Genomic DNA, 22,312 nt, shown 5'->3' on the forward strand with positions numbered 1-22,312 from the left:
AGGCGATCGCGATGCCCGCCGGGTCCTGGGCGGGCGGGGCCTCCCCTTCGGCCCAGCGCGCGTCGGCGTGCAGCCGTCGAAAGGCCGCGTCGACCCGGCCGCGCGCCGCTGCCGGCACGCCCGCGACGCAGTACACCCCGCCGTTCCGGCCGTGCTCGCGCAGCCAGGCGGGCCAGGCCGCGCGCGGCTGGAAGTGCACCCACCAGCCGCCCCAGGAACGTACGGAGGGGTCCGTGCGGTAGGCATGGCGGCGGTGGGCGGGGAGCACGGCGAGGTCACCGGGCCGCTGGGCGACCCAGGGGCCGCTTCCCCGCACCTGGCCACGCCCCTCAGCAGTCCACATGAGCAGCCAGTTGGCGGCGCCCGCGGCGCGCGTCACCCGGTAGTCGGCGGGCTGCGAGAACCGCGAGGCGACGAGCAGTTGCGCCGGAGGGGAAGGAGTGTCCGCAGCAGTTTCAGGCATGTGCGCGCTGGTGCCCGTCATTCGGTGTCCGCCGCCCCGGCCGTAGTTTCGGAGCAGTCCGCTTCCGCGCGGACCGCGAGTGCCAGCAGTCCAGCACACGGTCCGCGTGTGCTCAAGAGTTGCCCGCCGGCCGAGAGGAACACCCCGTGCAGACCCGCGAGTTCGACGCCCCCGACTCCATCGCCTTCCAGGAACGGTTCCGTACCCGTGGCTACGCGATCGCCGCCGGCCTCTTCGACGCCGCCGAGACCCGCGAACTCACCGACGAGTTCATGCGCTTGCAGGCCACGGGCCCCGTGCCCGGTCACTTCGAGCCCAGGCCGCAGCCGCCCGGCGCCGCCCTCGACCCCCTCCGCGCGTACCCGCGCGTGATGCAGCCGCACCACTTCAACGCCCTGGCGCGGCGCCGGCTGCTCGACCCGCGCCTCGCGGGCATCCTGGCGGGCCTGTTCGGCGAGGAGCCGCTGGCCGCGCAGAGCATGTTCTACTTCAAGCCGCCCGGCGCCCGCGGCCAGGCCCTGCACCAGGACAACTTCTATCTGCGGGTGGAACCCGGAACCTGCATCGCCGCGTGGGTCGCCCTCGACCACATCGACCGGGACAACGGCGGACTCGAAGTGGTGCCCGGCACCCACCTGATGGACCTGTTCTGCCCGGAGGAGGCGGACGCGAGCGTGTCCTTCGCGCGCGAGTACGTGCCGCCACCCCCGGGCCTCGTCCCCGAGCCCGTCGACATGGAGCCCGGCGACGTCCTGTTCTTCAACGGCACGCTGGTTCACGGCTCAGGACCCAACCGCACGGCGGACCGCTTCCGGCGCTCGTTCATCTGCCACTACGTCGGCCGGTCCACCGAGCGCATCGCCGGCTACTACGGCCTGCGGACGATGGACGGGCAGGTGGTGGAGGCGCAGGAGAGCACCGGCGGCGGCCCGTGCGGGACCGAGTTCACCCCGGCCCCGCACTAGTTCGCCCCGGGCCCGCACTGGCCAACCTGCTCATCGGTCACGCCGTTTCCTGGCCCGGCCTGCCGTTGATCTTGTCGATGGCCTGGCGGGCCTGCTCGCCAGGGGCGCGCCCGTTCGGGGCGGACACGGGAAGGGCCGTGGCGCCCGCCGCCTGGGGCGGCTTCGCGTGGGAGGCGGGCGGGCGGGAGCGCAACCGGTGGCTCACCGCCTCGTCCAGTGTCACGGCCCGCTGTGCCCGCTCGGCGAGCCTGCTCGCCTCCTGCCCGATCGCGGCGACGTCCTCCCACGTCAACCGCAACACCACGGCGAGTTCCGCCTCGCCGTCCGGCAGTGCGTGCAGCGGTGGTTGGCCGGATTCCGACATCTCTACGGTCCTCCTCCACGCCTCACAGCGCGTAGTGAGCAGTGCGTCGCACAGAGATACGCGCGCCCCACCGGGCCCGTTCAGCGTCCACGGCACGCGGTGGGCGGGAAAAGGAGGTGAGCGGCGGCGAGGGCCCCGATAGCGTCACTGCCCCAAAGTCGCGCCGTCGAGAGGAGCTTGATGCCATGCGTCCCTGGCTGGAGATACCCGTCCTCAAGGGAACGCTGGTCGGGCTCGAACCGCTGTCGGCCGCGCACGCCGACGATCTGGCACGGGCGGGCGAAGAGGACCGCGGCAGCTACGACTTCACGCTGGTGCCTCGCGCGGACCAGGTCGGTTCCTACATCGAGGGCCAGTTCGCCCGTATCGAGCAGGGGCTCGTCCCGTTCGCGCAGATCCGGCGCGGCGACGGGCGCGCGGTGGGGTGCACGGCGTACTGGGACCCGCGGTTCTGGCCCGGGCGGGAGAGGAATCCGCGCGCCGTCGAGATCGGCTTCACCTGGCTCGGCGCGTCCGCGCAGGGGACCGGCCTCAACGCCGAGGCCAAACTCCTCCTGATGACTCACGCCTTCGAGGAGCTCGGGGTGGCGCGGGTCGATCTCAAGACCGATGCCCGCAACGAGCGTTCACGACGTGCCCTGCAGGCCCTGGGCGCCACCTTCGAGGGCGTCCTGCGGAACTGGTCGATGTCGTGGGCCCCGGGGGAGGAGGGGCGGCTGCGGGACTCGGCGATGTACTCCGTCGTCGCCGAGGAGTGGTCGAGGGTCAAGGCCCGGCTGGCCGCACGCGTCGCCGGCCACGCGGACGGTCATCCCGCCTGAGAACCTGAGAACCTGAGACACGAAAGCGGGGCGGCAGATCGCTCCGCCGCCCCGCTCTCTCGCTGCCGTCAGTCCTCAGGACTGCGGACGGCTGCCGTGGTTGGCGCCGTTCTTGCGACGGGCCTTCTTCTTACGACGTCGCTTCGAGGACATCGATACCTCCCAGGGTGTGGTGTTTCTTGTCGTTCTCCCTGGATCTGTCCAGGCAACGTGCGTGCTCATACCCGTGATCATGCGCGCTTAATGTGTGTTCTGGATCACACGAGTTTGAGGCTCGGGCGGCCGGAACGGATGGGCCTCGACGTGCTCGCGGACGAGCCCGGCGAAGGCGTCGGCCGCGGCGCTCCGGTAGCCGTCCGCGCGGCTGAGGAGGGCGGCCGTACGTGAGGGCAGGGGAGGGTCGACCGGGAGCGGGGTCAGGTGCGGATGGCCGTGGGTGACCGGGTCCGGGAGGACGGTGGCCAGGCCGGTGCGCTGCACGATGTCGATGAGGGTCTGCAGGGAGTTGGCCTCGACTGCGATCAGGGGCCGCACCCGGTGCTCGGCGAAGTACGCGTCGATCCGGCCGCGGGTGGCGAAGTCCTGGCCGAGCAGCGCCAGATGCAGCCGGTCCAGGTCGGCCGCCGTCCACGGCCCATCCGTCGCGCGGGCGGAATCGGCCCCGTCGCCCGTGACCAGACTCAGGTCCTCCGTGAACAGCGGCTCCACCGCGATCCCCGCCAACTGGCCGCCCTGAAAGGCGATCCCCAGGTCGCACGCGTCCGCGAGCAGCTCGGCCTCCAACAGGTCCTGCGTCAGTTCCCGCACGGCGATCGTGATGCCCGGATGCCTCTCCCGCAGCGCGGCGATGAGCGGCCCGACCAGATACGCGGTGAACGTCGGCGTCACCCCCAGACGCAGATGCCCGCGCGACAGATCCCGTACGTCGTGGATCGCACGCTCCCCGGCGGCCAGGTCCCGCAGCGCGCGCCGCGCGTGGTCCAGATACGCGCGCCCCGCGTCGGTCGGCCGCACGGTGCGCCCGCTGCGATCGAGGAGCTGCACGCCCAGATTCCGCTCCAGCTGTCTGACCTGCTGGGACAGGGTCGGCTGGGAGATCCGCAGCGCCTCGGCGGCGCGGGTGAACCCCGCGTGCTCGACCACGGCCATGAAGTAGCGCACCTGACGCAGCTCGACGGACATACCTCCAGCGTAGAGGCATGTATAGAGAAGGCCAATACAACTCATGCCCATTGAGTCTTTGACGCTATAGACCCTGCTGATGCACGGTGAATCCATCGGCCCACTCCTCCGGGAATCATCCGGGAGCGGCTGGTTCGGAACGGCACGAGAAGGAGCTCTCCATGGACGTCAAGGACTTCGCCCAGCGCACCATCGACATCGCCCGCGACAATGTCGCCGACGGAGGGCGCCCCTTCGCCACCGTCATCGTCCGGGACGGCGAGATCATCGCGGAGAGCCCCAACCAGGTCGCGCAGACCAACGACCCCACCGCCCACGCCGAGATCCTCGCCATCCGCGAGGCCTGCACCAAGCTGGGCACCGAGCACCTCACCGACGCCACGATCTACGTCCTCGCCCACCCGTGCCCGATGTGCCTGGCCGCGCTCTACTACTGCAGCCCCGCCGAGGTCGTCTTCGTCACGACCCGCGACGCCTACGCCCCGCACTACGTCGACGACCGCAAGTACTTCGAACTCGACACGTTCTACGGCGAGTTCGCCAAGAACTGGGACGAGCGCCGGCTGCCGATGACCTACGCGCCGCACGCCGACGCCGTCGAGGTCTACCGCGAGTGGCAGCGGCGCAACGGCGGCGAGCGCCGCGTCCCGGGCGCCCCCACCGGCGCCTGACCCCCTGGCGGGGTGCGAAGATCATCCCGCCCTCTCCGGAACCGGACACCACGGACAACCACACAAGATGACACAGGACTGCGCCGCGACCGCGGCCACCGTTGCCCCGGCACAGCCCGCCCCGCCCCGCCGCTGGTGGGGCCTGGCGGTGCTCGGGCTCGCCCAGCTGATGATCCTGCTGGACGCGACCATCGTGAACGTCGCGCTGCCCTCCATGCAGCGCGACCTCGCCATGAGCGACGCGGCCCGCCCCTGGGCCATCACCTCGTACACCCTCGCTTTCGGCGGACTGCTCCTGCTGGCGGGCCGGATCGCCGACCTCGTCGGCCGCAAGCGGGTCTTCCTGACCGGCCTGGCCGGCTTCGCCGTCGCCTCCGCGGCCGGTGGCATGGCCCCGGGATCCGGGACGCTGTTCGCGGCGCGCGCCCTACAGGGGGTGTTCGCCGCGCTGCTGGCCGCGAGCGCCCTCGCCCTGATCACGACGACCTTCCCTGACCTGCGCGAACGCCGCCGCGCCATCGCGATCTTCGGCGCGCTCGGCGGCGCGGGCGGCGCCCTCGGAGTCACCCTCGGCGGCGTGCTGACCCAGACCGCGGGCTGGCGCTGGTGCCTCTACGTCAACGTCCTCTTCGCCGGGGCGGCCCTCGCCGGCAGCGTGCTGATGCCCCCCGACACGGCGCCGCGCACCCGCGGCCGCCTCGACGTGCCGGGCGCGCTGCTCGCCTGCGGCGGACTGACCCTGCTGGTCTACGGGTTCAGCGCGGCCGAGAACAGCGGCTGGACGGGCCGTCCCGTGGTCGCGGCACTGTCGGTGGGCCTGGTGCTGCTGCTGATCTTCGCCGGCTGGCTGCGCAAGGCCCGCACCCCGCTCCTTCCGCCGCACCTGCTGCGCGACCCGGCCCGGGTGGCGGCGCTCGTGGCGGGGGCCTGCCTGATGGCGGCGCAGCTGTCCCTCTCGCTCTTCCTCACCTTCCATCTGCAGACCGTCCTTGGCTGGTCGGCGGCCCGCACCGGCCTCGGCTTCCTGCCGCTGAGCCTGATCACCACGCTGACCGCGACACAGCTCGGCACCCGTCTGCTGCCCCGGCTCGGCGCGCGCGTGATGATGGCGAGCGGGCTGTGCGTCGCTGCGTCGGGCCTGTGGTGGCTCAGCCGCCTGACGGTCGGCGCCGATTACGTGACGGGCATCCTGCCCGGACTGGCCCTGTTCGGCATCGGCATGGGCGCCACCTTCCTGGCCCTGATGACCACCGCCACGTCCAACCTTCCGCCGGAGGACTCCGGCATCGCCGCGGCCGCCCTCAACTCGGCCCAACAGGTGGGAGGCTCGATCGGCTCCGCCGTCTTCAACACGGTGGCCGCGGGTGCGGCCGCCGCCTTCGTGGGACCGCACCGCACCGCACTGCTGCACGGTTTCACCACCGCGGTGCGCTGGCCGCTGGTCGGCCTGCTCCTGGCCGCGCTCGGCGCCGCGGTGCTGGCCCGGCCACGGCGTACCGGGAGGTAGCGCGGGCACGGAACGCCGTACCGCTCGCGCGGGCCGTTGACGTGCGACCGGGGCGGTCCGCGGGCACAGTGGGGGAAAATCTCCTGGAACGGGGCGAACGATGTTCCGCAGCGAGTCCCTCGAGGACGGTCAGCAACTGCTGACCAAGCTCGGTGCGCTCACCGCCCGCGCGCGGGAGCTGGCGCAACTGCAGCGCTCACGGGTCGAACTGGCGGTGGCACTGCAGCGCGGCATGCTGCCCCGCGACCTGCCCCACCCGGAAGGCGTGCACCTCGCCGTGGGCTACATGCCCGCCAACCACGGGCTCAACGTCGGCGGCGACTGGTACGACGCCTTCACCATGGCCGACGGCTGCATCGGCCTGTCCATCGGCGACGTCCAGGGGCACAACATCCAGGCGGCCGCGTACATGGGACAGGTCCGGGTCGTGCTGCGCGCGCTGGCCTCCGTCACCGGGGACCCGGGGGAACTGCTCGGCCGCACCAACGACCTCCTGGTCTCCCTGGACACGGACCTGTTCGCCACCTGCACCTTCCTGCGGCTCGACCCGGCCAGCGGCACCCTGGAGTGCGCGCGGGCCGGTCACATCCCGCACATCTGGGCCACCGCCGACGGCCGGTCCGGTATCGACGAAGAGGAGGGCGGGCCCCCGCTCGGCGTCCTGGAGGGCGCGTCCTTCCCCGTCGCCTGCCATCGGCTCACCACCGGTGGTGTCTTCGTGCTGCCGACCGACGGCGTGGTCGAGGGTCCCTCCCTCGACCTCGACGAGGGTCTCGGCAAGGTGCGCCGGCTCGCCGAGGTCACCGCCGCGGCCGGCCTCGGCGTCGACACACTCGCCGGGGGTGTCATGAAACTGGCGGATTCGGTGGGCCACGAGGACGACGCCGCCGTCCTCGTCGTCGGCCACGACGTCGGCTCCGCGGGGCGGCGCCCGCCGACCGGCTGAGGGGTCCGCGCACGCACACCGGCGGGCGGTTTCGCGTGGCCGAGGAGACCCGGGCGGTGTCTGATGGCTGCTGTGGTGGTTTCTCGGCGGTTCCGGCCGGTCATGGAGATGGCCCTGAAGGCACTTGCCGTGGCTGCCTGCTATTACGCGGCAGGGCGCCTCGGCCTGCTGGGCCGGGTCGGCGTCGAGGGCGTGGTGGTCACCCCCATCTGGCCGCCGACCGGCGTCGCTGTCGCCGCCCTGCTGGTGTTCGGCGTGGGGGTCTGGCCCGGTATCGCCCTCGGCTCCTTCCTCGTCATCACCTCCCTCACCACCCCCGACCTCACCTCGATCGTCACCGTCGCGGGCAACACCGCGGCGCCGCTCTGCGCCCTGCTGCTGCTTCGAGCGGTCGGATTCCGGCCCGATGTGTCACGGCTGCGCGACGGGACCAGCCTGGTCTTCCTCGGCGGGCTCGGCGCCATGCTGATCAGCGCGACGGCCGGCGTCGCGCCCCAGGTGTGGACGGGGTCGCTGGCCACCGGGGACTTCCTGCCCGTGTGGCTGGCCTGGTGGGTGGGCGACGCCATGGGTGTGCTGCTCGTGACCCCGATGCTGCTCGTGCTGTGCCGGGGCACGCTTCTGCCGCGGCGGCACACGGCGGGGCGGATACCCGTCCGGCGCTGGGTGGAGGCCGGGTGCCTGGGGATCGCGGCCGTGCTGCTCGTGCCGTACGCCGTGTTCAGCTCGCCGAGCATGCTCTTCCTCAACTTTCCGCTGCTGATCTGGGCGGCGCTGCGCTTCGAGCTGGCGGGGAGCATGCTCTGCGCGCTGTTCGCGTCGGTGCTCACCACGTTCGCGGCGCACGAGGGCCGGGGCTCGTTCCTCGACCTGTCCAACATCGAGGTCATGACCAAGCTCCAGGCCTTCAACGGAGCCGCCGCCCTGACGGCCCTCCTGCTGTCCGCGCTCGTCACGGAGCAGCGCGCCACCCGGCACTCGGTGCAGCACGCCTGCAACGAGCTCGCCGAGCTGCTGGAACACCTCGCCGCGGGCGAGGACCCGACGGAGTCCTCCGGCCGACGCGCGCCCGAGGCCCCCGACGAGTGACCCGGGCTCAGGGCCGCCGGGCGGTCAGCAGCTCGAAGGGCGGATTGGCCTCGTAGTCGTCCCAGAACCCCGCGGGGAACGCCGCGCGGCCCTCGGCCGAGACGGCCAGCGGCGACCAGGCGACGTCGGTGAAACCGGCCCGCGTCAGGGCCTCGGCGTAGACCTCGCGGCGCGGGAGACTGGCGACGAAGGAGACGGGCTCGGGGTCCACAAACGCGGTGACGCGCACCCGCGGACCCACCTCGACACGGCTGCCCTCGAGCTCGCAGTGGAAGCCGTACGGGCGCGGGCTCGGACCGTCGAAGTCGTAGTCGGGGCTCTGGCTGAGGGCGTAGAGGGTGCCGCCGGGGCGGACGGCGGCGTGGATGGTGCGGCACATGGCCGTCATCGCGTCGAGCGTCTCGGAGTAGTTGAGCAGATTGACGGCGGTGGCGATGTCGTAGCCGCGCCCGCCGTGCGCGTCGGTGGTGGCGACGTCGCCGACGGCGTACCGCACGCCGAGCGGGTCGGCGCTCTCGATGCGGCGGGCGACGTCGACCATCTCGCCGGAGACGTCGATGCCGCACACGTCGGTGGCGCCGCGCCGCTTGAACAGGCGGCTGTAGAAGCCGGTGCCGCACGCGAGGTCGACGACGGACCTGCCCCTCACCTCTCCGACGAAGTCCAGAAAGCTGGGCACCTCCACATAGCGGGCCAGATGGAGGGCCTTGAAGCCCTCGAACGCCTCGCCGATCCGGTCGTACTGCTGCTCCGCGCTCGTGCTCACGCTGCCTCCCCGTATGGGTTCGGTGATGTCTGGGAGCAGTCATATCGCGGGACACCGCCGGGGCCGACTGTCAGGAGCCACAAAGATCGCGGCGTCGGCTCGGGCGCGGGCACAAGGCCCGCGCTCCGGATCCCGGGTGTCAGACGGGTCGCTCCGAGGCCCGGCGGCAGTCCGCGCACCGGCCCCACCAGGTGACCTCGGCCTCGTCCACGGTGAAGCCGCTGTCCTGGACCGGGTCGAGGCAGGGGGCCGCGCCGACGGCGCAGTCCACGTCCTCGATCCGGCCGCAGGTGCGGCAGACCAGGTGATGGTGGTTGTCGCCCACGCGCAGTTCGAACCGGGTGGGGGAGCCCGCAGGCTCGATGCGGCGCACGAGGTGGACCCGGGTGAGGTCTTCCAGGACGTTGTAGAGCCCCTGGCGGGACAGGCCCGCGGAGGACCCCTCGGGCCCGGACCGTGCGATCCGCTCCTCCAGGTCGGCCGCGGACGCGTGCGGCCGGCCCCGGAGCGCGGCCAGCACCGCGCGCCGCTGCGCCGTGCTGCGCAGGCCCGTGCGCCTGAGCAGCTCGCCCACGTCCTGGCCGGTCACTACGCGGCCTCGGCGGCCAGGCAGGTGCGGCAGACGACGCGCCGTCCGGCGAGGCGGCTGGTCGAGCGGCTCATGCCGTTGGCCCGCTGGACGTGGGTGGCGAGCACGCGCGCGTGGTCGTGGCAGGTGGCCAGGCCGCAGCGGGTGCAGATGCCGATGCCGGTCGAGTCGGGACGGTTTTCCTGGATGCAGTCGTAGCAAGCCATGTGGGGGCCTCCGTGGGGATTTGTCACCAGAGGTGGCAGGCGTCACTGGCTGCGCTGATATGTACCTCGGTTCCTCTTAAGGTACGTCCCAGTTTGGATCGAGTCCAATCTAGGTCCGCTTCACGTACAGGCGGTTGCCCTGCGGCCCGGTCCACTCCAGGCGTACGACACCGGCCACCGCGGCGTCGCCCGAGCGGGACGGGTCGGCCCAGTAGCCGAAGGCGGGATTGCGGAAGAACGTCGCCCACAGGCCGCCGTGGTGGTCCTCGAAGAAGTTGTTGTGCCCGGCGCCGACGCCCGCGGTCCAGCGCTTGGAGTACGGACCCTCGAGGCGGTCGGCGACGGCGACGACCGCGTCGTACTGGTACTGCGTGCGGCCGGTGCCCGCCGGATCGTAGGCGTGGCGCGTGCCACCGTCGGGACCCGTCGAGGAGCGGTCCCACGCGGCGTGCACCAGGAAATACTTGCCGCCGTACTTGAAGACGTACGCGCCCTCCAGATACGGCTCGGGCGCGTACGGGGTCTGCTGGAACGCCGGGAGGTTCGTCGTCGGGACGATGTCCTCCATGTCGTCGCGGAACTTCGCGTAGACGTGGTTGTGCAGCACCAGCCAGGCGTCGGGCCCCTCGCTGTAGAGGCCGCCGTCGATGTGGTGGTACGCGCCGGGCTCGATGAAGGCGGGCCCGCCGGGCACGACGTCGCCGAACGGCTTGTCGAGATTGCCGTCGACGAGCCGGTAGGGACCCTCCACCCCGCCCTCGCTCACGAGCATGAAGGAGCCGACCTTCTTGGAGTGGTCGCCCATGCACGCGACGAGGTACCACTTGCCGCGGAAGCGGTGCAGCTCGGGCGCCCAGGCGTTGGCCCGCTTGCCGAACTGCTCGTCGTGCCAGTACTCCTGCCACGGCGCGACCACCGTGCGCCCCGGCCGGTTCTCGTCCACGAACTCCGGCGACCACACCTTGCCGCGCTCGGCGCCGGGCCGGATGCCGGTGGTGTCGGCGAGGCGCCACGGGCCGTGCAGTGACGGAGCGGTCCACACGAAGATGCCGTCGTTCCAGGGCCCGGCCGCCGAGAGTCCCGGCACCCGGGTGGTGCCGGTGGCCACGTAGAGCGGGCGGCCGTCGACGGTGAAGCAGTTGACGTAGGTGTCGCGCATCCATACGCGCCCCAACTCCTCGTCCCGAGGCCGCAGTTCGAGCGGCAGGATGAAGGAGTTGTCCTCGCGCGGCCAGAGATCCTCGCGGGTGTCCGCGAGCCCGTACGGTTCGAGGGCGGGCCAGTTGGGCGGATACGGCCGCCCCGCCGGGGGCCGGGCTGGCTGTGCTGGCTGTGCGAACGCGGGGCCCGCGGGGAGTGCCACCGCCCCCATGGTTCCGGCGATGCCGGCCAGCACTCCGCGGCGGCCGATGTGTGCTGCGTTGATCTCTTCCCGGGTCATCAGGCGTGGCTCCTCGGCTGGTCGGTCTCGGGTGTGCAGCATGCTTCAGCGTGGCCACGAATTAAGTCAAGAGCACCTACATAAATGAGTGCGAGAGTGGCAGACCGGGGGCCGCGAGGGTGCTGGTCAGCGGCGAGTGTTGCAGTCGTGTGGCGTTCCCCGAACGTGCTGCGGCCCGGTCACATGTGGTGCCCTGCTGTGTCGTCGCAGGTCAAGTCCGGTGTGGGGGAGTTGTGTTGGGGGTAGGGGGCGTCGCGAGTATTTCGTTCCGACTCATTGACGAAAATCGTCGGCCCTCACATGCTGTCCGGCATGCACGAACACGACGGCCCGCTGACGCGGCTCCGGCGCGGCCACGAGCAGTCCGTCCTCGAGCTGCTGCGCAAGCAGGGCCCCCTGAGCCGCGCCGAGTTGAGAATCCGCAGCGGGCTCTCCCGCACCACGCTCCACGACATCGTCGCCGGTCTGGTGGGCAGTGGTGCCGTGGTCGCGAGCACGCCGCAGGTCGAGACGCGCAAGCGCGGCCGCCCGGTGGAGAAGCTCAGCCTCAACCCGGCCGCGGGCGAGGCGGTCGGCATCGACTTCGCGCGCCGCGCCGTGCACGTCGCGGCCGTCAACTTCGCCCATGAAGTGGTCGGTTCGGCGAGCGAGTCACACGCCCCGGACCTCTCCTGGCCCGAACGCGTCGCGCTCGCGGAACGGCTCCTCGACGCCCTGGCCACCGGCCCGCCCGATGCCGATGCGGGCGATGCCGATGGTCAGGGCCGGCCCCTCGGCGTGCACCTCGACGCGCTCACCGCCATCGGGGTCGGCGTCGTCGGGCCGATCGCCGACCCCGGCAGCGAACACGCCCACGCCCAGGGCATCGACGGCCTGCCCGACCTGCTGCGCAAACGGTTCGGAGCGCCGGTCCTGCTGGACAATAACACCCGGCTCGCCGCCCTCGCCGAAGCGGTCTGGGGCGCGGCCGCCGACAGTAGCGACGTGCTCTACCTGCGCCTCTCGCACGGCGTCGGCGGCGGCCTGGTCGTGGGCGGCGCCCTGCACCGCGGCCGGTACGGCCTGTCCGGCGAGTTCGGACACATCACCGTGGACCCGATGGGCCGCACCTGCGAATGCGGCGGCACCGGCTGCCTGGAGACCCGCGCCTCCCTCGACGCGGTGCTGTACCGCTACCGCGAATCCGGCGGCCGGGCCCAGGACCTCGCCGCCTTCCTCGAAGCCGTCGCCGCGGCCGAACCGACCGCGCTTCAGGTGCTCGAACGCGTCGGCAGCGACGTCGGCGGTGTACTCGCCGCGGTCTGTCACGTCGTCGGCGCGGGCGTCATCGTCGTCGGCGGCGAACTCACCGAGGCGGGCCCCGCCCTCCTCGACCCGGTCGAACGCGCCCTGCGCCGGCACCTGATGCCGATGGCCCACCACCACGTGGACCTGCGCCGCGCGACGCTCGGCGAGGCCGGCAGCGCACTCGGCGGCATCGCCCTCGTCCTCCACGAATCCCCCCTGCTCACCCAGTACCCCCGGCCCGTCCCCGAGGAGCACGCGTGAAGCCATCAGCGAGGAAACCATGGCTGTGATCACCCCCGCTCAGAAGACCACCGCCGAGCCCCGGCGGCAGCAACCGCGCCGCGGCCGCGGCCGACCCCTGCTCCTGAACGTCGTCGCCGTGGCGGCGGGAATCGCCGTATGGGCCGTCGTGGCCGCCCTGGGCTGGGTCGAGAACCTGCCCACGCCTGCGGCCGTGGCCGAGAAGGCCGGCACCATGATCTCCGACGGCACCCTGGCCGACGACGTCTTCGCCAGCCTGCGCCGGGTCCTGTTCGGCTACGCCCTCGGCGTGCTCGCGGCGGTGCCGGTCGGCTTCCTCATGGGCTGGTACCCCACGGTGCGCGCCCTGGTCGAGCCGTACATCCAGTTCTTCCGCACCATCCCGCCGCTCGCGCTGATTCCGCTGGCCGTGGTGCTCCTCGGCATCGGCGAGGTGCCGAAGATCGCCGTGATCTTCCTGGCCTCGTTCATGGCCTGCGTCGTCTCCTCCTTCCAGGGGGTCGTCGACGTCGACAAGACACTGATCAACGCGGCCCGGGTGCTCGGCGCATCGGACCGCACCATCTTCGCCAAGGTGGTCGTCCCGGCCTCCACCCCGTTCATCCTCGTCGGCATGCGCATCGGTCTCGGCGCGTCCTGGGCGACCGTGGTCGCCGCCGAACTCATCGGCGCGCAGGAGGGGTTGGGCTACCGGATGCAGAAGGCTTCCACCTGGTTCGAAATGGACACGATCTTCGTGTCCCTGATCTCCATCGGTGTGCTCGGACTCGTCATGGACCGGCTCCTGCTGCTGGCCGAACGGCGGCTCACCGGCTGGCAGGAGCGTCGATGAACGACTACGCAGCGCACGACGGGACGACGATGGACAGCAAGATCAGCTTCCGGGACGTGGTGAAGACCTTCCCGCTCAAGAGCGCCACCTTCACCGCGCTGGACGGGATCAGCCTGGACATCGCCGACCAGGAGTTCGTCACCGTCGTCGGCCCCTCGGGCTGCGGCAAGTCCACCCTGCTGAGCATGGCCGCCGGACTCCAGGAACCCGACTCGGGCGCCGTCCTCGTCGACGGCACACCCGTGTCAGGTCCTGGGCCCGACCGGGGCGTGATCTTCCAGCAGTACGCGCTGTTCCCGTGGCTGACGGTCCGCCAGAACGTAGAGTTCGGGCTCAAGTTGGCCTCCGTGCCCACCGCGGAGCGCCGCCGCCGCGCCGCGGCGGCCATCACCCTCGTCGGCCTCGACGAGTTCGCCGACGCGCTGCCCAAGACGCTGTCCGGCGGCATGAAGCAGCGCTGCGCCATCGCCCGCGCCTACGCGGTCGACCCCCAAGTCCTTTTGATGGACGAGCCGTTCGGCGCGCTCGACGCCCTGACCCGGGTACAGCTGCAGGACCAGCTCCTCACGACCTGGAGCCAGGAGAAGCGCACCGTCCTGTTCATCACCCACGACGTGGACGAGGCGGTCTACCTCGCCAGCCGCGTCGTCGTGATGGCCGCGAGGCCCGGCCGCATCCACCGCGTCATCGACGTCGACCTGCCCTACCCGCGCACCGAAGAGATCCGGCTCTCGCCCGAGTTCCGGCGCATCCGCAACGAGGTGTGGACCTCGGTCTACCACCAGGACGCGCCGGCCGACGCCGCCTGACACACCGTCACCCCCCCGCCCCTAACCCCGCGTACCACCCCGAGAGGACGTCCAGCATGCCCAGAAGCAGGATCAGGCGCACCACTCTGACGGCGCTGCCCGCCGCCCTGATGCTCTCGCTCTCCGTCACGGCCTGCTCCGGCAGCGCCTCGGAGGACGACAACACGGTCCGCTTCGGCTACATCGCCGACTACAACGGCGCCAGCCTGCTCGCGATCGCCGAGAAGCAGGGCCTGTGGAAGAAGGCGGACCTGACGGCGAAGGTGAAGTCGTTCAACAACGGCCCCGTGCAGATCCAGGCGCTCAGCGCCGACAGCCTCGACTACGGCTACATCGGCCCCGGCGCCATGTGGCTGCCCGCCTCAGGCAAGTCCAAGGTCATCGCGATCGACACCCTCACGTATGCCGACCGTGTCATCGGGCAGCCCGGCATGAAGTCCATGAAGGACCTCAAGGGCAAGCGGGTCGGCGTGCCCGAGGGCACCTCCGGGGACATGATCCTCAACATCGCGCTGGCGAAGGCCGGGATGACGACCAAGGACATCACCAAGGTCAACATGGACCCGTCCACCATCGTCTCCGCCTTCTCCTCCGGAAAGATCGACGGCGCCGGCTTCTTCTACCCCGCCATCGACACCATCAAGAAGAAGGTCCCGGGCCTGCACGAGATAGCGAGCACGAAGGACACCAAGGACTCCTTCCCCACCGCGTTCGTCGCCGGCAACAAGGTGCCCGAGGCCAAGAACAAGAAGGTCATCAAGGTGCTCCAGCAGGCCAACGACTGGCGCCAGGAACACCCCGAGGAGACCATCGCCCTCACCGCCAAGATGCTCCAGGTCACCGAGGCCCAGGCCAAGGCCGACGCCTCCCACGTCGAGACCCTCTCCACCAAGGACCTCGTCGACAAGACCAGGAGCGGCGAGGTGGACACGTGGCTGAAGGAACTTGGCGACTTCTTCGTCCGCAACAAGCAACTGGACGACAACACCGACCCGGGGAAGTATTACGTGGCCGATCTGTACTCGGAGACGTACGCCAAGTAGGCAAGTAGGCAAGTAGGGGAGCCCGACGCATGACACCCGTTCCAGCACTCCAGGTCACCTCGCTCACGACCACCGCCATCAAGGGACTGGGTGTCGTGCCGCGCGACGAGGTCGAACTGACGAGAACGGGGGTCGTGGGTGACCGGGCCTTTCTCCTGGTGGACGCGGAGGGCAACCTGCTGTCCATGACCCGCACGGGAGCCTGGGCCGGACACACCGCCCACTACGCGTCCGAGTCCGGGACCCTGACCGTGACCTGCCCGGACGGCACCGCGGTCACCGACGAAGTACGCCTCGGTGCCGCGCTGGAGGTCGACTTCTTCCGGCACCACACGGTGCCCGGGCGCGTGGTCGAGGGGCCGTGGGCCGGGCTCTTCTCGGACCGCGTGGGACAACCGGTGCGGCTGGTGCGCCCCGACGCCGACAACGGCGGCGTGGACCTGCGCCCCGTCACGCTCCTCGGCGACGCCTCCGTCGCCGAACTGGCCCGCAGGTCCGACCTCGACGCGGTCGACGCGCGGCGCTTCCGCATGACGCTCGGCTTCTCCGGCGGCGCACCCCATGCCGAGGACACGTGGGAGGGGCGGACGGTGCGCGTCGGCGGAGCGGTGCTGCGCGTCGAGGGCCCGGTGAAGCGGTGCGGCGCGGTGAACCGCGACCCGGTCGACGGCTCCGGGGGAGTGCGGGCGCTGTCCTTGATCAAGGGCTACCGGGGCCTGGGCCAGAGCACGTTGGGCCGCGGCGTCCTCTTCGGTGTGTACGCGGACGTCCTGGCACCGGGCCGGATCGCGGTCGGCGACACACTGGAACTGGACGCGGAACCGGCGGCGTTGAGCCATTGAGCGGGCCCGCCGAGGCCACCCTTCAGGACACCCGCGGCGGCGCCGTCGACGCGCGGAGCACCGGCGCCGCGGGCACCCGGGACGTCACCGTGCGCCGCTGCCCGTCGAGCAGCTCGTGGAGGCGGGTCACGGCAAGCCTTCCGACCTGCTGCAACGGCACGTCGAGCGCGGTCACCGGCGGAGTCGTCGCACCGAGCGTGCTCAGGTCGTCGGCCGCCGCCAGGCTGATGTCCTCGGGAACGCGCCGCCCGGTCGTGCCGAGCCCGTGCAGCAGCCCCAGCGCGAGATAGCTGTTGTACGCCAGGACGGCCGTGGCGGCGGCGGGCAGGGAGCGCGAGGCCTCGATGCCCGCGTCGAACGTGGGCGGCAGCGGGCCCAGCACATGGACATGGGCGCCCGCCTCCGAGGCCTGCGCGGTGAGCGCCGCGCGCCGCTGCGCGTCCGCCCAGGAGCCCGCGGGCCCGGACACGTAGGCGATCTCGCGGTGGCCCAGGTCCAGCAGCCGGCCGAGGAGTTCGGCCAGGCCCGCCGCGGTGTCGGCCACGACGGCGGGCAGTCGGCCCACCTGACGGTCGACGAGCACCAGCGGCTGGCGCCGGAAGCGCTCGCGCAGGGCCGCGTCCGTGCCCACCGGAGTCACCATGATGAGCCCGTCGGCCTGCTCGGACAGCCGGTCGGCGAGGGCGGCCTCGCGCTCCGCGTCGTACTCGGACACGGCGATGAGCAGATGGCTCTCGGTGTCCTCCGCCGCCTGCTGCGCGCCGATGACCAGGGGAGCGAAGAAGGGGTTGGAGAGCGTCGGCACGATCAGACCGACCAGGCCCGTGCGGCCGGTGGTCAGGGCGCGGGCCGCGGCGTTGAGCTGGAAGCCGAGCCGGTCCGCGGCCTCCCGCACCCGCAGCCGGGTGCCCTCCGCGACCATGTCGGGGCGGTGCAACGCCCGCGAGGCGGTGGCCTTCGACACCCCCGCCGCGTGCGCCACGTCCATGAGCGTCGCCACTGCTGCCCCCTGCTCGCCGTCCCGATCGGTGGTCCCGACCCGGGGCCGGTGTCCCGAGGTTTCGCCCGGGCCGCTGTTCACTTTCCCTTTATGCCGTGCCATGATACCTGCAACCGGTCTCTGCAACCGGTTGCAGAGACCGTACCCAGCCGGGTGCCCGCACGCCCCGCGCCCTCGCGCCCCCCCTCGCGCCGACGTCGCCGCAGACCGCCCTGCCCACCCCTCATCACGCCGAGGTCCCCATGTCCACCACCGCTCCGCCCTCCGGCGAGCAGGCCGAGGCCGCTCCCGAGCCCGCGTCGCTCGTCGAGCGGCTCTTCCGCGTCCGAGGCCGCGGCAGCAGCCCCCGCACGGAACTCGTCGCAGGCGCCTCGATGTTCATGGCCGCCGCCTACGCCGTCGTCGTGGTCCCCGGCCAACTGGCGGGCGCGGGCGTGCCGCACGGCGCCGCGACCACCGCCGTCATCATCGCCATCGCGCTGGCGACCCTGGCCATGGGCCTCATCGCCAACCTGCCGTTCGTCGTCGCGCCCGGCCTCGGCGGGGTGGCACTGATCGCCTTCACCATCGTCGGCCAGGACCACGTCCCGTGGGACACGGCGCTCGGCATGGTGTTCTGGTCCGGCGTCGCCTTCCTGGTGCTGACCCTGCTCGGCATCCGTGACCTCGTCACGCGCCTGATGCCGATGAACCTCAAGTACGCCATCAGCGGCGGCCTCGGCCTCTACATCGCGCTCATCGGCTTCCGCGACGCCGGCCTCGTCGTCGGCAACGCCGACAAGGCCGCCCTCGCCGTCGGCGACCTGTCGAAGCCCGCTGGACTGCTCGCCCTGGGCGGCCTGCTGCTGCTCACCGCGCTCGCCGCGCGCAAGGTGCCCGGTGCGTTCCTCATCACCATCGCGGCGGTCACGGTCGTCGGCATCCCGCTCGGGGTCACGGACGTCCCCGACAGCCTCTTCTCCGCCCCCGCCTCGCCCGGGCCGCTGCTGTTCCACATCGACATCCTCGGCGCGCTCAAGCCGGAGTACTTCCCGTACATCTTCGCGTTCTTCGTGTCCGAGTTCTTCTCCATGACCGGCACGCTCCTCGCCGTCTCGGGGCGCGCGGGGCTGCTCGACAAGGACGGCAACATCCCCGGCTCCCGCCGCCCCTTCCTCGTCGACTCGGTCTCCGTGATGGGCGGTTCGGCCGTCGGCGCCCCGTCGATGACGGCCTACCTGGAGTCGTCGGCCGCCGCCGACGCGGGCGGCAAGACCGGCCTCGCCTCCGTGTGGGCGGCGTGCGGCTTCGCGCTGCTGCTGCTCGTCACACCGTTCGCGACGCTGATCCCCTCCGCGGCCACCGCGCCCGTGCTGATCTACATCGGCCTGAACATGCTCGGCGCCCTCAAGAACGTCGACTTCAAGGACCCGACCAACGCGATCCCGGCGGCCCTCACCGTCGCGACCACGCTGTTCTTCGGCAACTTCGGGACCGGCATCGCGGTCGGGCTCGCGGCCCACGTCCTGGTCAAGACGGTCAGCGGCCGGGTCCGCGAGGTGCCCTGGCCGCTGTGGATCGTCATGGTCCCGCTGGGCTACTACTTCTACACACTCGTCCCGTGACGGCGCCCCGCCCGTGTGACGACACCCTTCCGAAGGAGCACGACCCCATGAGTGAGCAGCACGACCTCCGGATCAGCGGCGGGCGCGTGGTGTCCACCTTCACCGGCGAGGAGTTCGCCGCGGACGTCCTCGTACGCGGCGAGACGATCAGCGCCGTGCTGCCCCCGGGTACCCCGGCCGACGCCCGCGAGGAGATCGACGCGAGCGGCATGCTGGTCGTGCCCGGCTTCGTCGACGCGCACATGCACATCGAGAGCGCGTTCCTGACGCCGCAGGAGTTCGCCGCGGTGACGCTGGCGCGCGGCACGACGACCGTGCTCGCCGACCCGCACGAGATCGTCAACGTCGCGGGGCGCGACGCCATGCGCTGGATGATCGACGCGGGGCGGGAGACGGACCAGACCCAGCTGTGGGGCGTCCCCTCGTGCGTGCCCGCCCTGGAGGGCCTGGAGCACGCCGGGGCCGCGCTGTCCGCCGACGACATCGCGGAGATGCTGCGCTGGCCCGGCGTGATCGCGCTCGGCGAGGTCATGGACTACCGGGCCGTCGTCGCGGGCGACCGCAGGATGCACGAGATCACCGCCGCCGCCCGCGCGCAGGACGTCATCCTCGACGGCCACTGCCCGAACCTGACCGGCGCCGAACTCAGCGCCTACCTGGCCACCGGCGTGGACTCCGACCACACCAAGAACCGCACCGAGGTGGTCCTGGAGAAGGCCCGCCTCGGCATGACGATGATGCTGCAGGAGAAGTGCCTCACCGAGGAGGTGGCCGAGGCGCTCCTCGCCCTGCCGCAGCTCCCGCCGCTGTGCCTGGTGACCGACGACCTCGCCGCCGACCACATCGTCGACAAGGGCCACCTCGACCACATCGCACGGGTGGCCGTGGCCGCCGGATTCCCCGCGCACGTCGTCCTGAAGGCACTGACGTGGACGCCGGCCCAGCGCCTGCGCCTCCACGACCGCGGCGTCGTCTCGCCGGGCAAGCGCGCCGACCTGGTGCTGCTGCGCGGTGAACTCGCCTCGTTCGACCCGGCGTTGGTGCTGTCCGGCGGCCGGGTCGTGGGCCGGGACGGCGCGCCCGCACGCTCGGCCGAGGGCGCCGGGACACCGGCCGTCGCGCCCCTCGACAGCCGCGTCGACGTCGAACCGCAGGACGCCGACACGTTCCGCTGGACCGTCGACCTGCCCGACGGTGTGCACACCTTCCGTGCCATGCGGGTCAACGAGCGGGACACCTACACCGAGGCGGCGGAGGTCCAACTCCCGGTCCGCGGCGGCGAGGTGCAGTGGGAGGGCCGCGCCGTCGTCGTGCGCGTGCGCAATCGCTACGGACGTGAGGGCGCGGTCTTCGCACCCCTCCTCGGCCGCGAACTGACCGACGGCGCGGTGGCCTCGACGTATGCCCACGACAGCCACAACCTCCTGACCATCGGCACCTCCCGCGCCGCCATGGCCACCGCCGCGGCGACCGTCGTCGCCAACGGGGGAGGCGTCGCCGTCGTCAGCGGATCCGAGGGCGAGTCGATCGCGGCGCGCATGCCGCTGCCGGTGGGCGGTGTGCTGTCGGCGCGCCCGGCCGGGGACGTCGCCGACCAGGCGGCAGCGGTGCGGGGCGCGTTGGAGAACTGGGGCTGGCGGCACCTCAACCCGTTCATGAGTGTGTCGACCCTGACGCTCGCCGTCTCACCCGCCCTCAAGATCACCGACCGTTCCCTGATCGACGTCGTGCGCCGCGAGGCCGTGGGGGCGACGCCGGGAAACTGACCCGCGCCGGCCGGCCCCGAACGGCCCGCAACTGCGCGCCTTTTGTCCGCTTCAGATCGTCAATTGACCGTGTGTTCAGAGGGGGTGGGGTGCGCGAGCTGCACGTATGGCCTAAAGTGACGACTTGACTACACTGTGAGGCGACACGAACAGGGGGCGGGAGCAGTGCGCGACGAGCAGGTTTCCAGGTGGGAACGGGCGGCATGCCGGACAGCGGACCCCGACGAGTTGTTCGTCGAGGGAGCCGCGCAGAGCAGCGCCAAGCGCATCTGCGGCGGCTGCGTGATCAAGACCGAATGCCTGGCCCACGCGCTGGATCAGCGGATCCAGCACGGGGTCTGGGGCGGGATGACCGAGCGCGAGCGGCGCGCGCTGCTGCGCCGGCGGCCGACCGTCACCTCGTGGCGGCGGCTGCTCGAGGCCGCCCGCGCCGAGCACGAGCGGCCTGTCCGAGCGGAGCACGCGGGGGTGTCGTGAGGGGCGTTTTCGGGGCCTGATCCGAACGACCTAGCCCCACGCCCCGAGCGTGAACTCGGCGATGACGACCGAGAGCAGGAACGACGCGGTGATGGCCACGAGCCCGACCGGGACGATCTTCCAGCCGATGCGGCGCAGCAGCGGCAGATCCTTTCCGAGGGAGAGCCCCGCCAGCGTCAGCATGATCGTCGCGATGGACAGGAAGTCCACCGACGCCACAAGGCGGTTCAGCGTGTCCGAGGCGAAGAACCACGGACTGGACACGTACGCGCCGACGGTGGTGATCCACACGATCGCCGAGACCTTCCGGCTGACCTTGGCCAGCACCAGCCCGACCAGCACCAGGGCCAACAGCACGGCGTAACCGCCGATGATGTCCAGGCCGACGTGCCCCGCCGCGACGGACGCGGTGCCGATGCCGAGCACCGTCAGCACACCGAGCGACAGCCACAGCGGGAGCTTGATCTCGCCCGCGGACGAAGCCACCTGCTCGCGGAAGGCGCGGTTCTCCGCCGCGCTCCGCTCGACCTCGTCCGGTGTCGTCTGCGCGGCCTCCGTCGCCTCCGAGCGCCCATGGCGCGTCAGGAAGCGGTAGAAGCGGTCGGCCAGCGGCAGCGCGAGATAGATGCCGACGTACACACCGAGGATCGTCGTGATCAGGTTGGAGACCGCGGCCATGCCCAGGATGGCCTGCTCGTCGCCGGGATAGGCGGCCACGATGCTGGCCGACGACGCGGCCATCATCGACCCGGAGCCGACACCGGCGCCCATCGCCAGGGCCAGCGGGTCGAAGATGTTCCAGTTCGACACCAGCGAGGTCAGCAGCGTGATGAAGACCGCTCCGAACATCGTGCCGAACACATACATGGCGAGGACGCCGCGGTACTGATCGGAGTCGGGACCGTACTTCTCCGAGACCATCGCGAACGACGGCTCGCGGTCCAGCGAGAACGTGGCGCCCACTGTGGCCTTGCCCATCCGCAGCAGCACGGCGAGCGGCAGCGCGATGGCGACGGTGCCGAGGAGATGCCCGATCTCCTGGAGCAGCAGCGCGGGGCCGGCGTCGGCGAGCGTCGGCAGGCTGGGGCCGATGTTGAACGCCAGCCGGGCCACCAGGATCATCACGGCGACACCGACGAGCGCCGCCGCCACCTTCTGCAGGTCGATGCCCAGCGGCCGGAACTTCTGGATCGACACCAACAGGCCCAGCAACAGGCCCCACACCATGGGGAAGATGATGATGGAGCCGATGCCCAGGTCGATGTCGAGCTCGCCGATGAACTGCACGACCAGCGCGATCACCAGGGCGAGCCCGGCGATGGGCAGCGTCTGACGGGTCCGCGTGCCGCGGTCGTTCGGCTTGACGAGGGTGGACATGTCG

Annotated in this window: 24 protein-coding genes; 14 read left to right on the top strand and 10 right to left on the bottom strand. The window is 71.6% G+C overall.

The window, feature by feature from the left end; translation table 11 throughout:
* Positions 1–463: AraC family ligand binding domain-containing protein (locus OKJ99_RS31640; RefSeq protein ID WP_326021390.1), on the bottom strand; the 463-nt coding region annotated here is incomplete at its 3' end.
* Positions 464–609: 146 nt separating this feature from the next.
* Here OKJ99_RS31640 and OKJ99_RS31645 point away from each other — a divergent pair.
* Positions 610–1,428, top strand: a complete 819-nt coding sequence (locus tag OKJ99_RS31645) for a phytanoyl-CoA dioxygenase family protein (RefSeq protein ID WP_407700806.1) — start codon at positions 610–612, stop codon at positions 1,426–1,428.
* Positions 1,429–1,465: 37 nt separating this feature from the next.
* Here OKJ99_RS31645 and OKJ99_RS31650 read toward each other — a convergent pair whose 3' ends face one another.
* A complete protein-coding gene (locus OKJ99_RS31650; RefSeq protein ID WP_326021391.1) occupies positions 1,466–1,792 on the bottom strand; it encodes a hypothetical protein in 327 nt (108 codons plus the stop codon).
* 185 nt (positions 1,793–1,977) lie between these two features.
* Here OKJ99_RS31650 and OKJ99_RS31655 point away from each other — a divergent pair, with 185 nt between their 5' ends.
* Entirely contained in the window at positions 1,978–2,613 is a 636-nt protein-coding gene (locus OKJ99_RS31655) for a GNAT family N-acetyltransferase (protein WP_326021392.1), read from the top strand.
* Positions 2,614–2,688: 75 nt separating this feature from the next.
* On the opposite strand, the gene OKJ99_RS43810 is transcribed toward OKJ99_RS31655, so the two are convergent.
* Positions 2,689–2,766 (bottom strand): 50S ribosomal protein bL37, encoded by a 78-nt coding sequence (locus OKJ99_RS43810; protein ID WP_370443954.1) that lies wholly within the window; start codon positions 2,764–2,766, stop codon positions 2,689–2,691.
* An 87-nt stretch (positions 2,767–2,853) separates the two neighbouring features.
* Positions 2,854–3,795 carry a transcriptional regulator CynR gene (cynR, locus tag OKJ99_RS31660; protein ID WP_326021393.1) on the bottom strand — a complete coding sequence of 314 codons (942 nt, stop codon included), beginning with the start codon at positions 3,793–3,795 and terminating at the stop codon, positions 2,854–2,856.
* Positions 3,796–3,956: 161 nt separating this feature from the next.
* On the opposite strand from cynR, the gene OKJ99_RS31665 reads away from it, so the two are divergent.
* The 4 genes from OKJ99_RS31665 to OKJ99_RS31680 all read left to right on the top strand — a co-directional run bounded on the left by OKJ99_RS31665 (position 3,957) and on the right by OKJ99_RS31680 (position 8,008).
* Positions 3,957–4,466, top strand: coding sequence for a nucleoside deaminase (locus tag OKJ99_RS31665; RefSeq protein WP_326021394.1), 510 nt, complete (start codon positions 3,957–3,959; stop codon positions 4,464–4,466).
* A 67-nt stretch (positions 4,467–4,533) separates the two neighbouring features.
* A complete protein-coding gene (locus tag OKJ99_RS31670; protein ID WP_326021395.1) occupies positions 4,534–5,973 on the top strand; it encodes an MFS transporter in 1,440 nt (479 codons plus the stop codon).
* A gap of 100 nt (positions 5,974–6,073) precedes the next feature.
* Complete coding sequence (locus tag OKJ99_RS31675; RefSeq protein ID WP_326021397.1) at positions 6,074–6,919, top strand: PP2C family protein-serine/threonine phosphatase; 846 nt, start codon at positions 6,074–6,076, stop codon at positions 6,917–6,919.
* 102 nt (positions 6,920–7,021) lie between these two features.
* On the top strand, positions 7,022–8,008 hold the full coding sequence (locus OKJ99_RS31680) for an MASE1 domain-containing protein (RefSeq protein ID WP_326021398.1): 987 nt from the start codon (positions 7,022–7,024) through the stop codon (positions 8,006–8,008).
* A gap of 7 nt (positions 8,009–8,015) precedes the next feature.
* On the opposite strand, the gene OKJ99_RS31685 is transcribed toward OKJ99_RS31680, so the two are convergent.
* The 4 genes from OKJ99_RS31685 to OKJ99_RS31700 all read right to left on the bottom strand — a co-directional run bounded on the left by OKJ99_RS31685 (position 8,016) and on the right by OKJ99_RS31700 (position 11,010).
* Positions 8,016–8,774, bottom strand: a complete 759-nt coding sequence (locus OKJ99_RS31685; RefSeq protein ID WP_326021399.1) for a class I SAM-dependent methyltransferase — start codon at positions 8,772–8,774, stop codon at positions 8,016–8,018.
* Positions 8,775–8,913: 139 nt separating this feature from the next.
* Entirely contained in the window at positions 8,914–9,363 is a 450-nt protein-coding gene (locus OKJ99_RS31690; protein WP_326021400.1) for a Fur family transcriptional regulator, read from the bottom strand.
* On the bottom strand, positions 9,363–9,569 hold the full coding sequence (locus OKJ99_RS31695) for a DUF2180 family protein (RefSeq protein ID WP_326021401.1): 207 nt from the start codon (positions 9,567–9,569) through the stop codon (positions 9,363–9,365). The genes OKJ99_RS31690 and OKJ99_RS31695 overlap by 1 nt, the downstream gene beginning before the upstream one ends.
* 109 nt (positions 9,570–9,678) lie before the next feature.
* Positions 9,679–11,010, bottom strand: coding sequence for a family 43 glycosylhydrolase (locus OKJ99_RS31700; protein WP_326021402.1), 1,332 nt, complete (start codon positions 11,008–11,010; stop codon positions 9,679–9,681).
* A gap of 300 nt (positions 11,011–11,310) precedes the next feature.
* On the opposite strand from OKJ99_RS31700, the gene OKJ99_RS31705 reads away from it, so the two are divergent.
* Genes OKJ99_RS31705 through OKJ99_RS31725 form a run of 5 tightly spaced genes read left to right on the top strand, consistent with a single transcriptional unit; the run spans position 11,311 to position 16,084 of the window.
* Complete coding sequence (locus OKJ99_RS31705) at positions 11,311–12,558, top strand: ROK family transcriptional regulator (RefSeq protein ID WP_326021403.1); 1,248 nt, start codon at positions 11,311–11,313, stop codon at positions 12,556–12,558.
* Positions 12,559–12,577: 19 nt separating this feature from the next.
* Positions 12,578–13,390 carry an ABC transporter permease gene (locus OKJ99_RS31710; RefSeq protein WP_326021404.1) on the top strand — a complete coding sequence of 271 codons (813 nt, stop codon included), beginning with the start codon at positions 12,578–12,580 and terminating at the stop codon, positions 13,388–13,390.
* Positions 13,391–13,419: 29 nt separating this feature from the next.
* Positions 13,420–14,199 (top strand): ABC transporter ATP-binding protein, encoded by a 780-nt coding sequence (locus OKJ99_RS31715; protein WP_326021456.1) that lies wholly within the window; start codon positions 13,420–13,422, stop codon positions 14,197–14,199.
* Positions 14,200–14,255: 56 nt separating this feature from the next.
* Positions 14,256–15,242, top strand: a complete 987-nt coding sequence (locus OKJ99_RS31720) for an aliphatic sulfonate ABC transporter substrate-binding protein (RefSeq protein WP_326021405.1) — start codon at positions 14,256–14,258, stop codon at positions 15,240–15,242.
* Between the two features lie 29 nt (positions 15,243–15,271).
* Positions 15,272–16,084, top strand: a complete 813-nt coding sequence (locus OKJ99_RS31725; protein WP_326021406.1) for an MOSC domain-containing protein — start codon at positions 15,272–15,274, stop codon at positions 16,082–16,084.
* A 22-nt stretch (positions 16,085–16,106) separates the two neighbouring features.
* Here OKJ99_RS31725 and OKJ99_RS31730 read toward each other — a convergent pair whose 3' ends face one another.
* Entirely contained in the window at positions 16,107–17,084 is a 978-nt protein-coding gene (locus tag OKJ99_RS31730; protein WP_326021407.1) for a LacI family DNA-binding transcriptional regulator, read from the bottom strand.
* A gap of 242 nt (positions 17,085–17,326) precedes the next feature.
* On the opposite strand from OKJ99_RS31730, the gene OKJ99_RS31735 reads away from it, so the two are divergent.
* The 3 genes from OKJ99_RS31735 (at position 17,327) to OKJ99_RS31745 (ending at position 20,931) form a co-directional block, all read left to right on the top strand.
* Complete coding sequence (locus OKJ99_RS31735; RefSeq protein ID WP_326021408.1) at positions 17,327–18,688, top strand: NCS2 family permease; 1,362 nt, start codon at positions 17,327–17,329, stop codon at positions 18,686–18,688.
* A 47-nt stretch (positions 18,689–18,735) separates the two neighbouring features.
* Entirely contained in the window at positions 18,736–20,454 is a 1,719-nt protein-coding gene (locus OKJ99_RS31740; protein ID WP_326021409.1) for an adenine deaminase C-terminal domain-containing protein, read from the top strand.
* 165 nt (positions 20,455–20,619) lie between these two features.
* Complete coding sequence (locus OKJ99_RS31745; protein ID WP_326021410.1) at positions 20,620–20,931, top strand: WhiB family transcriptional regulator; 312 nt, start codon at positions 20,620–20,622, stop codon at positions 20,929–20,931.
* Positions 20,932–20,961: 30 nt separating this feature from the next.
* On the opposite strand, the gene OKJ99_RS31750 is transcribed toward OKJ99_RS31745, so the two are convergent.
* Entirely contained in the window at positions 20,962–22,308 is a 1,347-nt protein-coding gene (locus tag OKJ99_RS31750) for a DUF3100 domain-containing protein (RefSeq protein ID WP_326021411.1), read from the bottom strand.
* Between the last annotated feature and the right edge of the window lie 4 nt (positions 22,309–22,312).

Origin of the sequence: Streptomyces endophyticus (assembly GCF_035798155.1) — a bacterium.
GTDB lineage: Bacteria > Actinomycetota > Actinomycetes > Streptomycetales > Streptomycetaceae > Streptomyces > Streptomyces endophyticus.

What these genes read in the sequence shown, in the direction of transcription:
- OKJ99_RS31650 (WP_326021391.1), bottom strand. Translation starts at nt 1,792, where the DNA reads ATGTCGGAATCCGGCCAACCACCGCTGCACGCACTGCCGGACGGCGAG.
- OKJ99_RS31655 (WP_326021392.1), top strand. Translation starts at nt 1,978, where the DNA reads ATGCGTCCCTGGCTGGAGATACCCGTCCTCAAGGGAACGCTGGTCGGG.
- OKJ99_RS43810 (WP_370443954.1), bottom strand. Translation starts at nt 2,766, where the DNA reads ATGTCCTCGAAGCGACGTCGTAAGAAGAAGGCCCGTCGCAAGAACGGC.
- cynR (WP_326021393.1), bottom strand. Translation starts at nt 3,795, where the DNA reads ATGTCCGTCGAGCTGCGTCAGGTGCGCTACTTCATGGCCGTGGTCGAG.
- OKJ99_RS31665 (WP_326021394.1), top strand. Translation starts at nt 3,957, where the DNA reads ATGGACGTCAAGGACTTCGCCCAGCGCACCATCGACATCGCCCGCGAC.
- OKJ99_RS31670 (WP_326021395.1), top strand. Translation starts at nt 4,534, where the DNA reads ATGACACAGGACTGCGCCGCGACCGCGGCCACCGTTGCCCCGGCACAG.
- OKJ99_RS31675 (WP_326021397.1), top strand. Translation starts at nt 6,074, where the DNA reads ATGTTCCGCAGCGAGTCCCTCGAGGACGGTCAGCAACTGCTGACCAAG.
- OKJ99_RS31680 (WP_326021398.1), top strand. Translation starts at nt 7,022, where the DNA reads ATGGAGATGGCCCTGAAGGCACTTGCCGTGGCTGCCTGCTATTACGCG.
- OKJ99_RS31695 (WP_326021401.1), bottom strand. Translation starts at nt 9,569, where the DNA reads ATGGCTTGCTACGACTGCATCCAGGAAAACCGTCCCGACTCGACCGGC.
- OKJ99_RS31700 (WP_326021402.1), bottom strand. Translation starts at nt 11,010, where the DNA reads ATGACCCGGGAAGAGATCAACGCAGCACACATCGGCCGCCGCGGAGTG.
- OKJ99_RS31705 (WP_326021403.1), top strand. Translation starts at nt 11,311, where the DNA reads ATGCTGTCCGGCATGCACGAACACGACGGCCCGCTGACGCGGCTCCGG.
- OKJ99_RS31710 (WP_326021404.1), top strand. Translation starts at nt 12,578, where the DNA reads ATGGCTGTGATCACCCCCGCTCAGAAGACCACCGCCGAGCCCCGGCGG.
- OKJ99_RS31715 (WP_326021456.1), top strand. Translation starts at nt 13,420, where the DNA reads ATGGACAGCAAGATCAGCTTCCGGGACGTGGTGAAGACCTTCCCGCTC.
- OKJ99_RS31720 (WP_326021405.1), top strand. Translation starts at nt 14,256, where the DNA reads ATGCCCAGAAGCAGGATCAGGCGCACCACTCTGACGGCGCTGCCCGCC.
- OKJ99_RS31725 (WP_326021406.1), top strand. Translation starts at nt 15,272, where the DNA reads ATGACACCCGTTCCAGCACTCCAGGTCACCTCGCTCACGACCACCGCC.
- OKJ99_RS31735 (WP_326021408.1), top strand. Translation starts at nt 17,327, where the DNA reads ATGTCCACCACCGCTCCGCCCTCCGGCGAGCAGGCCGAGGCCGCTCCC.
- OKJ99_RS31740 (WP_326021409.1), top strand. Translation starts at nt 18,736, where the DNA reads ATGAGTGAGCAGCACGACCTCCGGATCAGCGGCGGGCGCGTGGTGTCC.
- OKJ99_RS31750 (WP_326021411.1), bottom strand. Translation starts at nt 22,308, where the DNA reads ATGTCCACCCTCGTCAAGCCGAACGACCGCGGCACGCGGACCCGTCAG.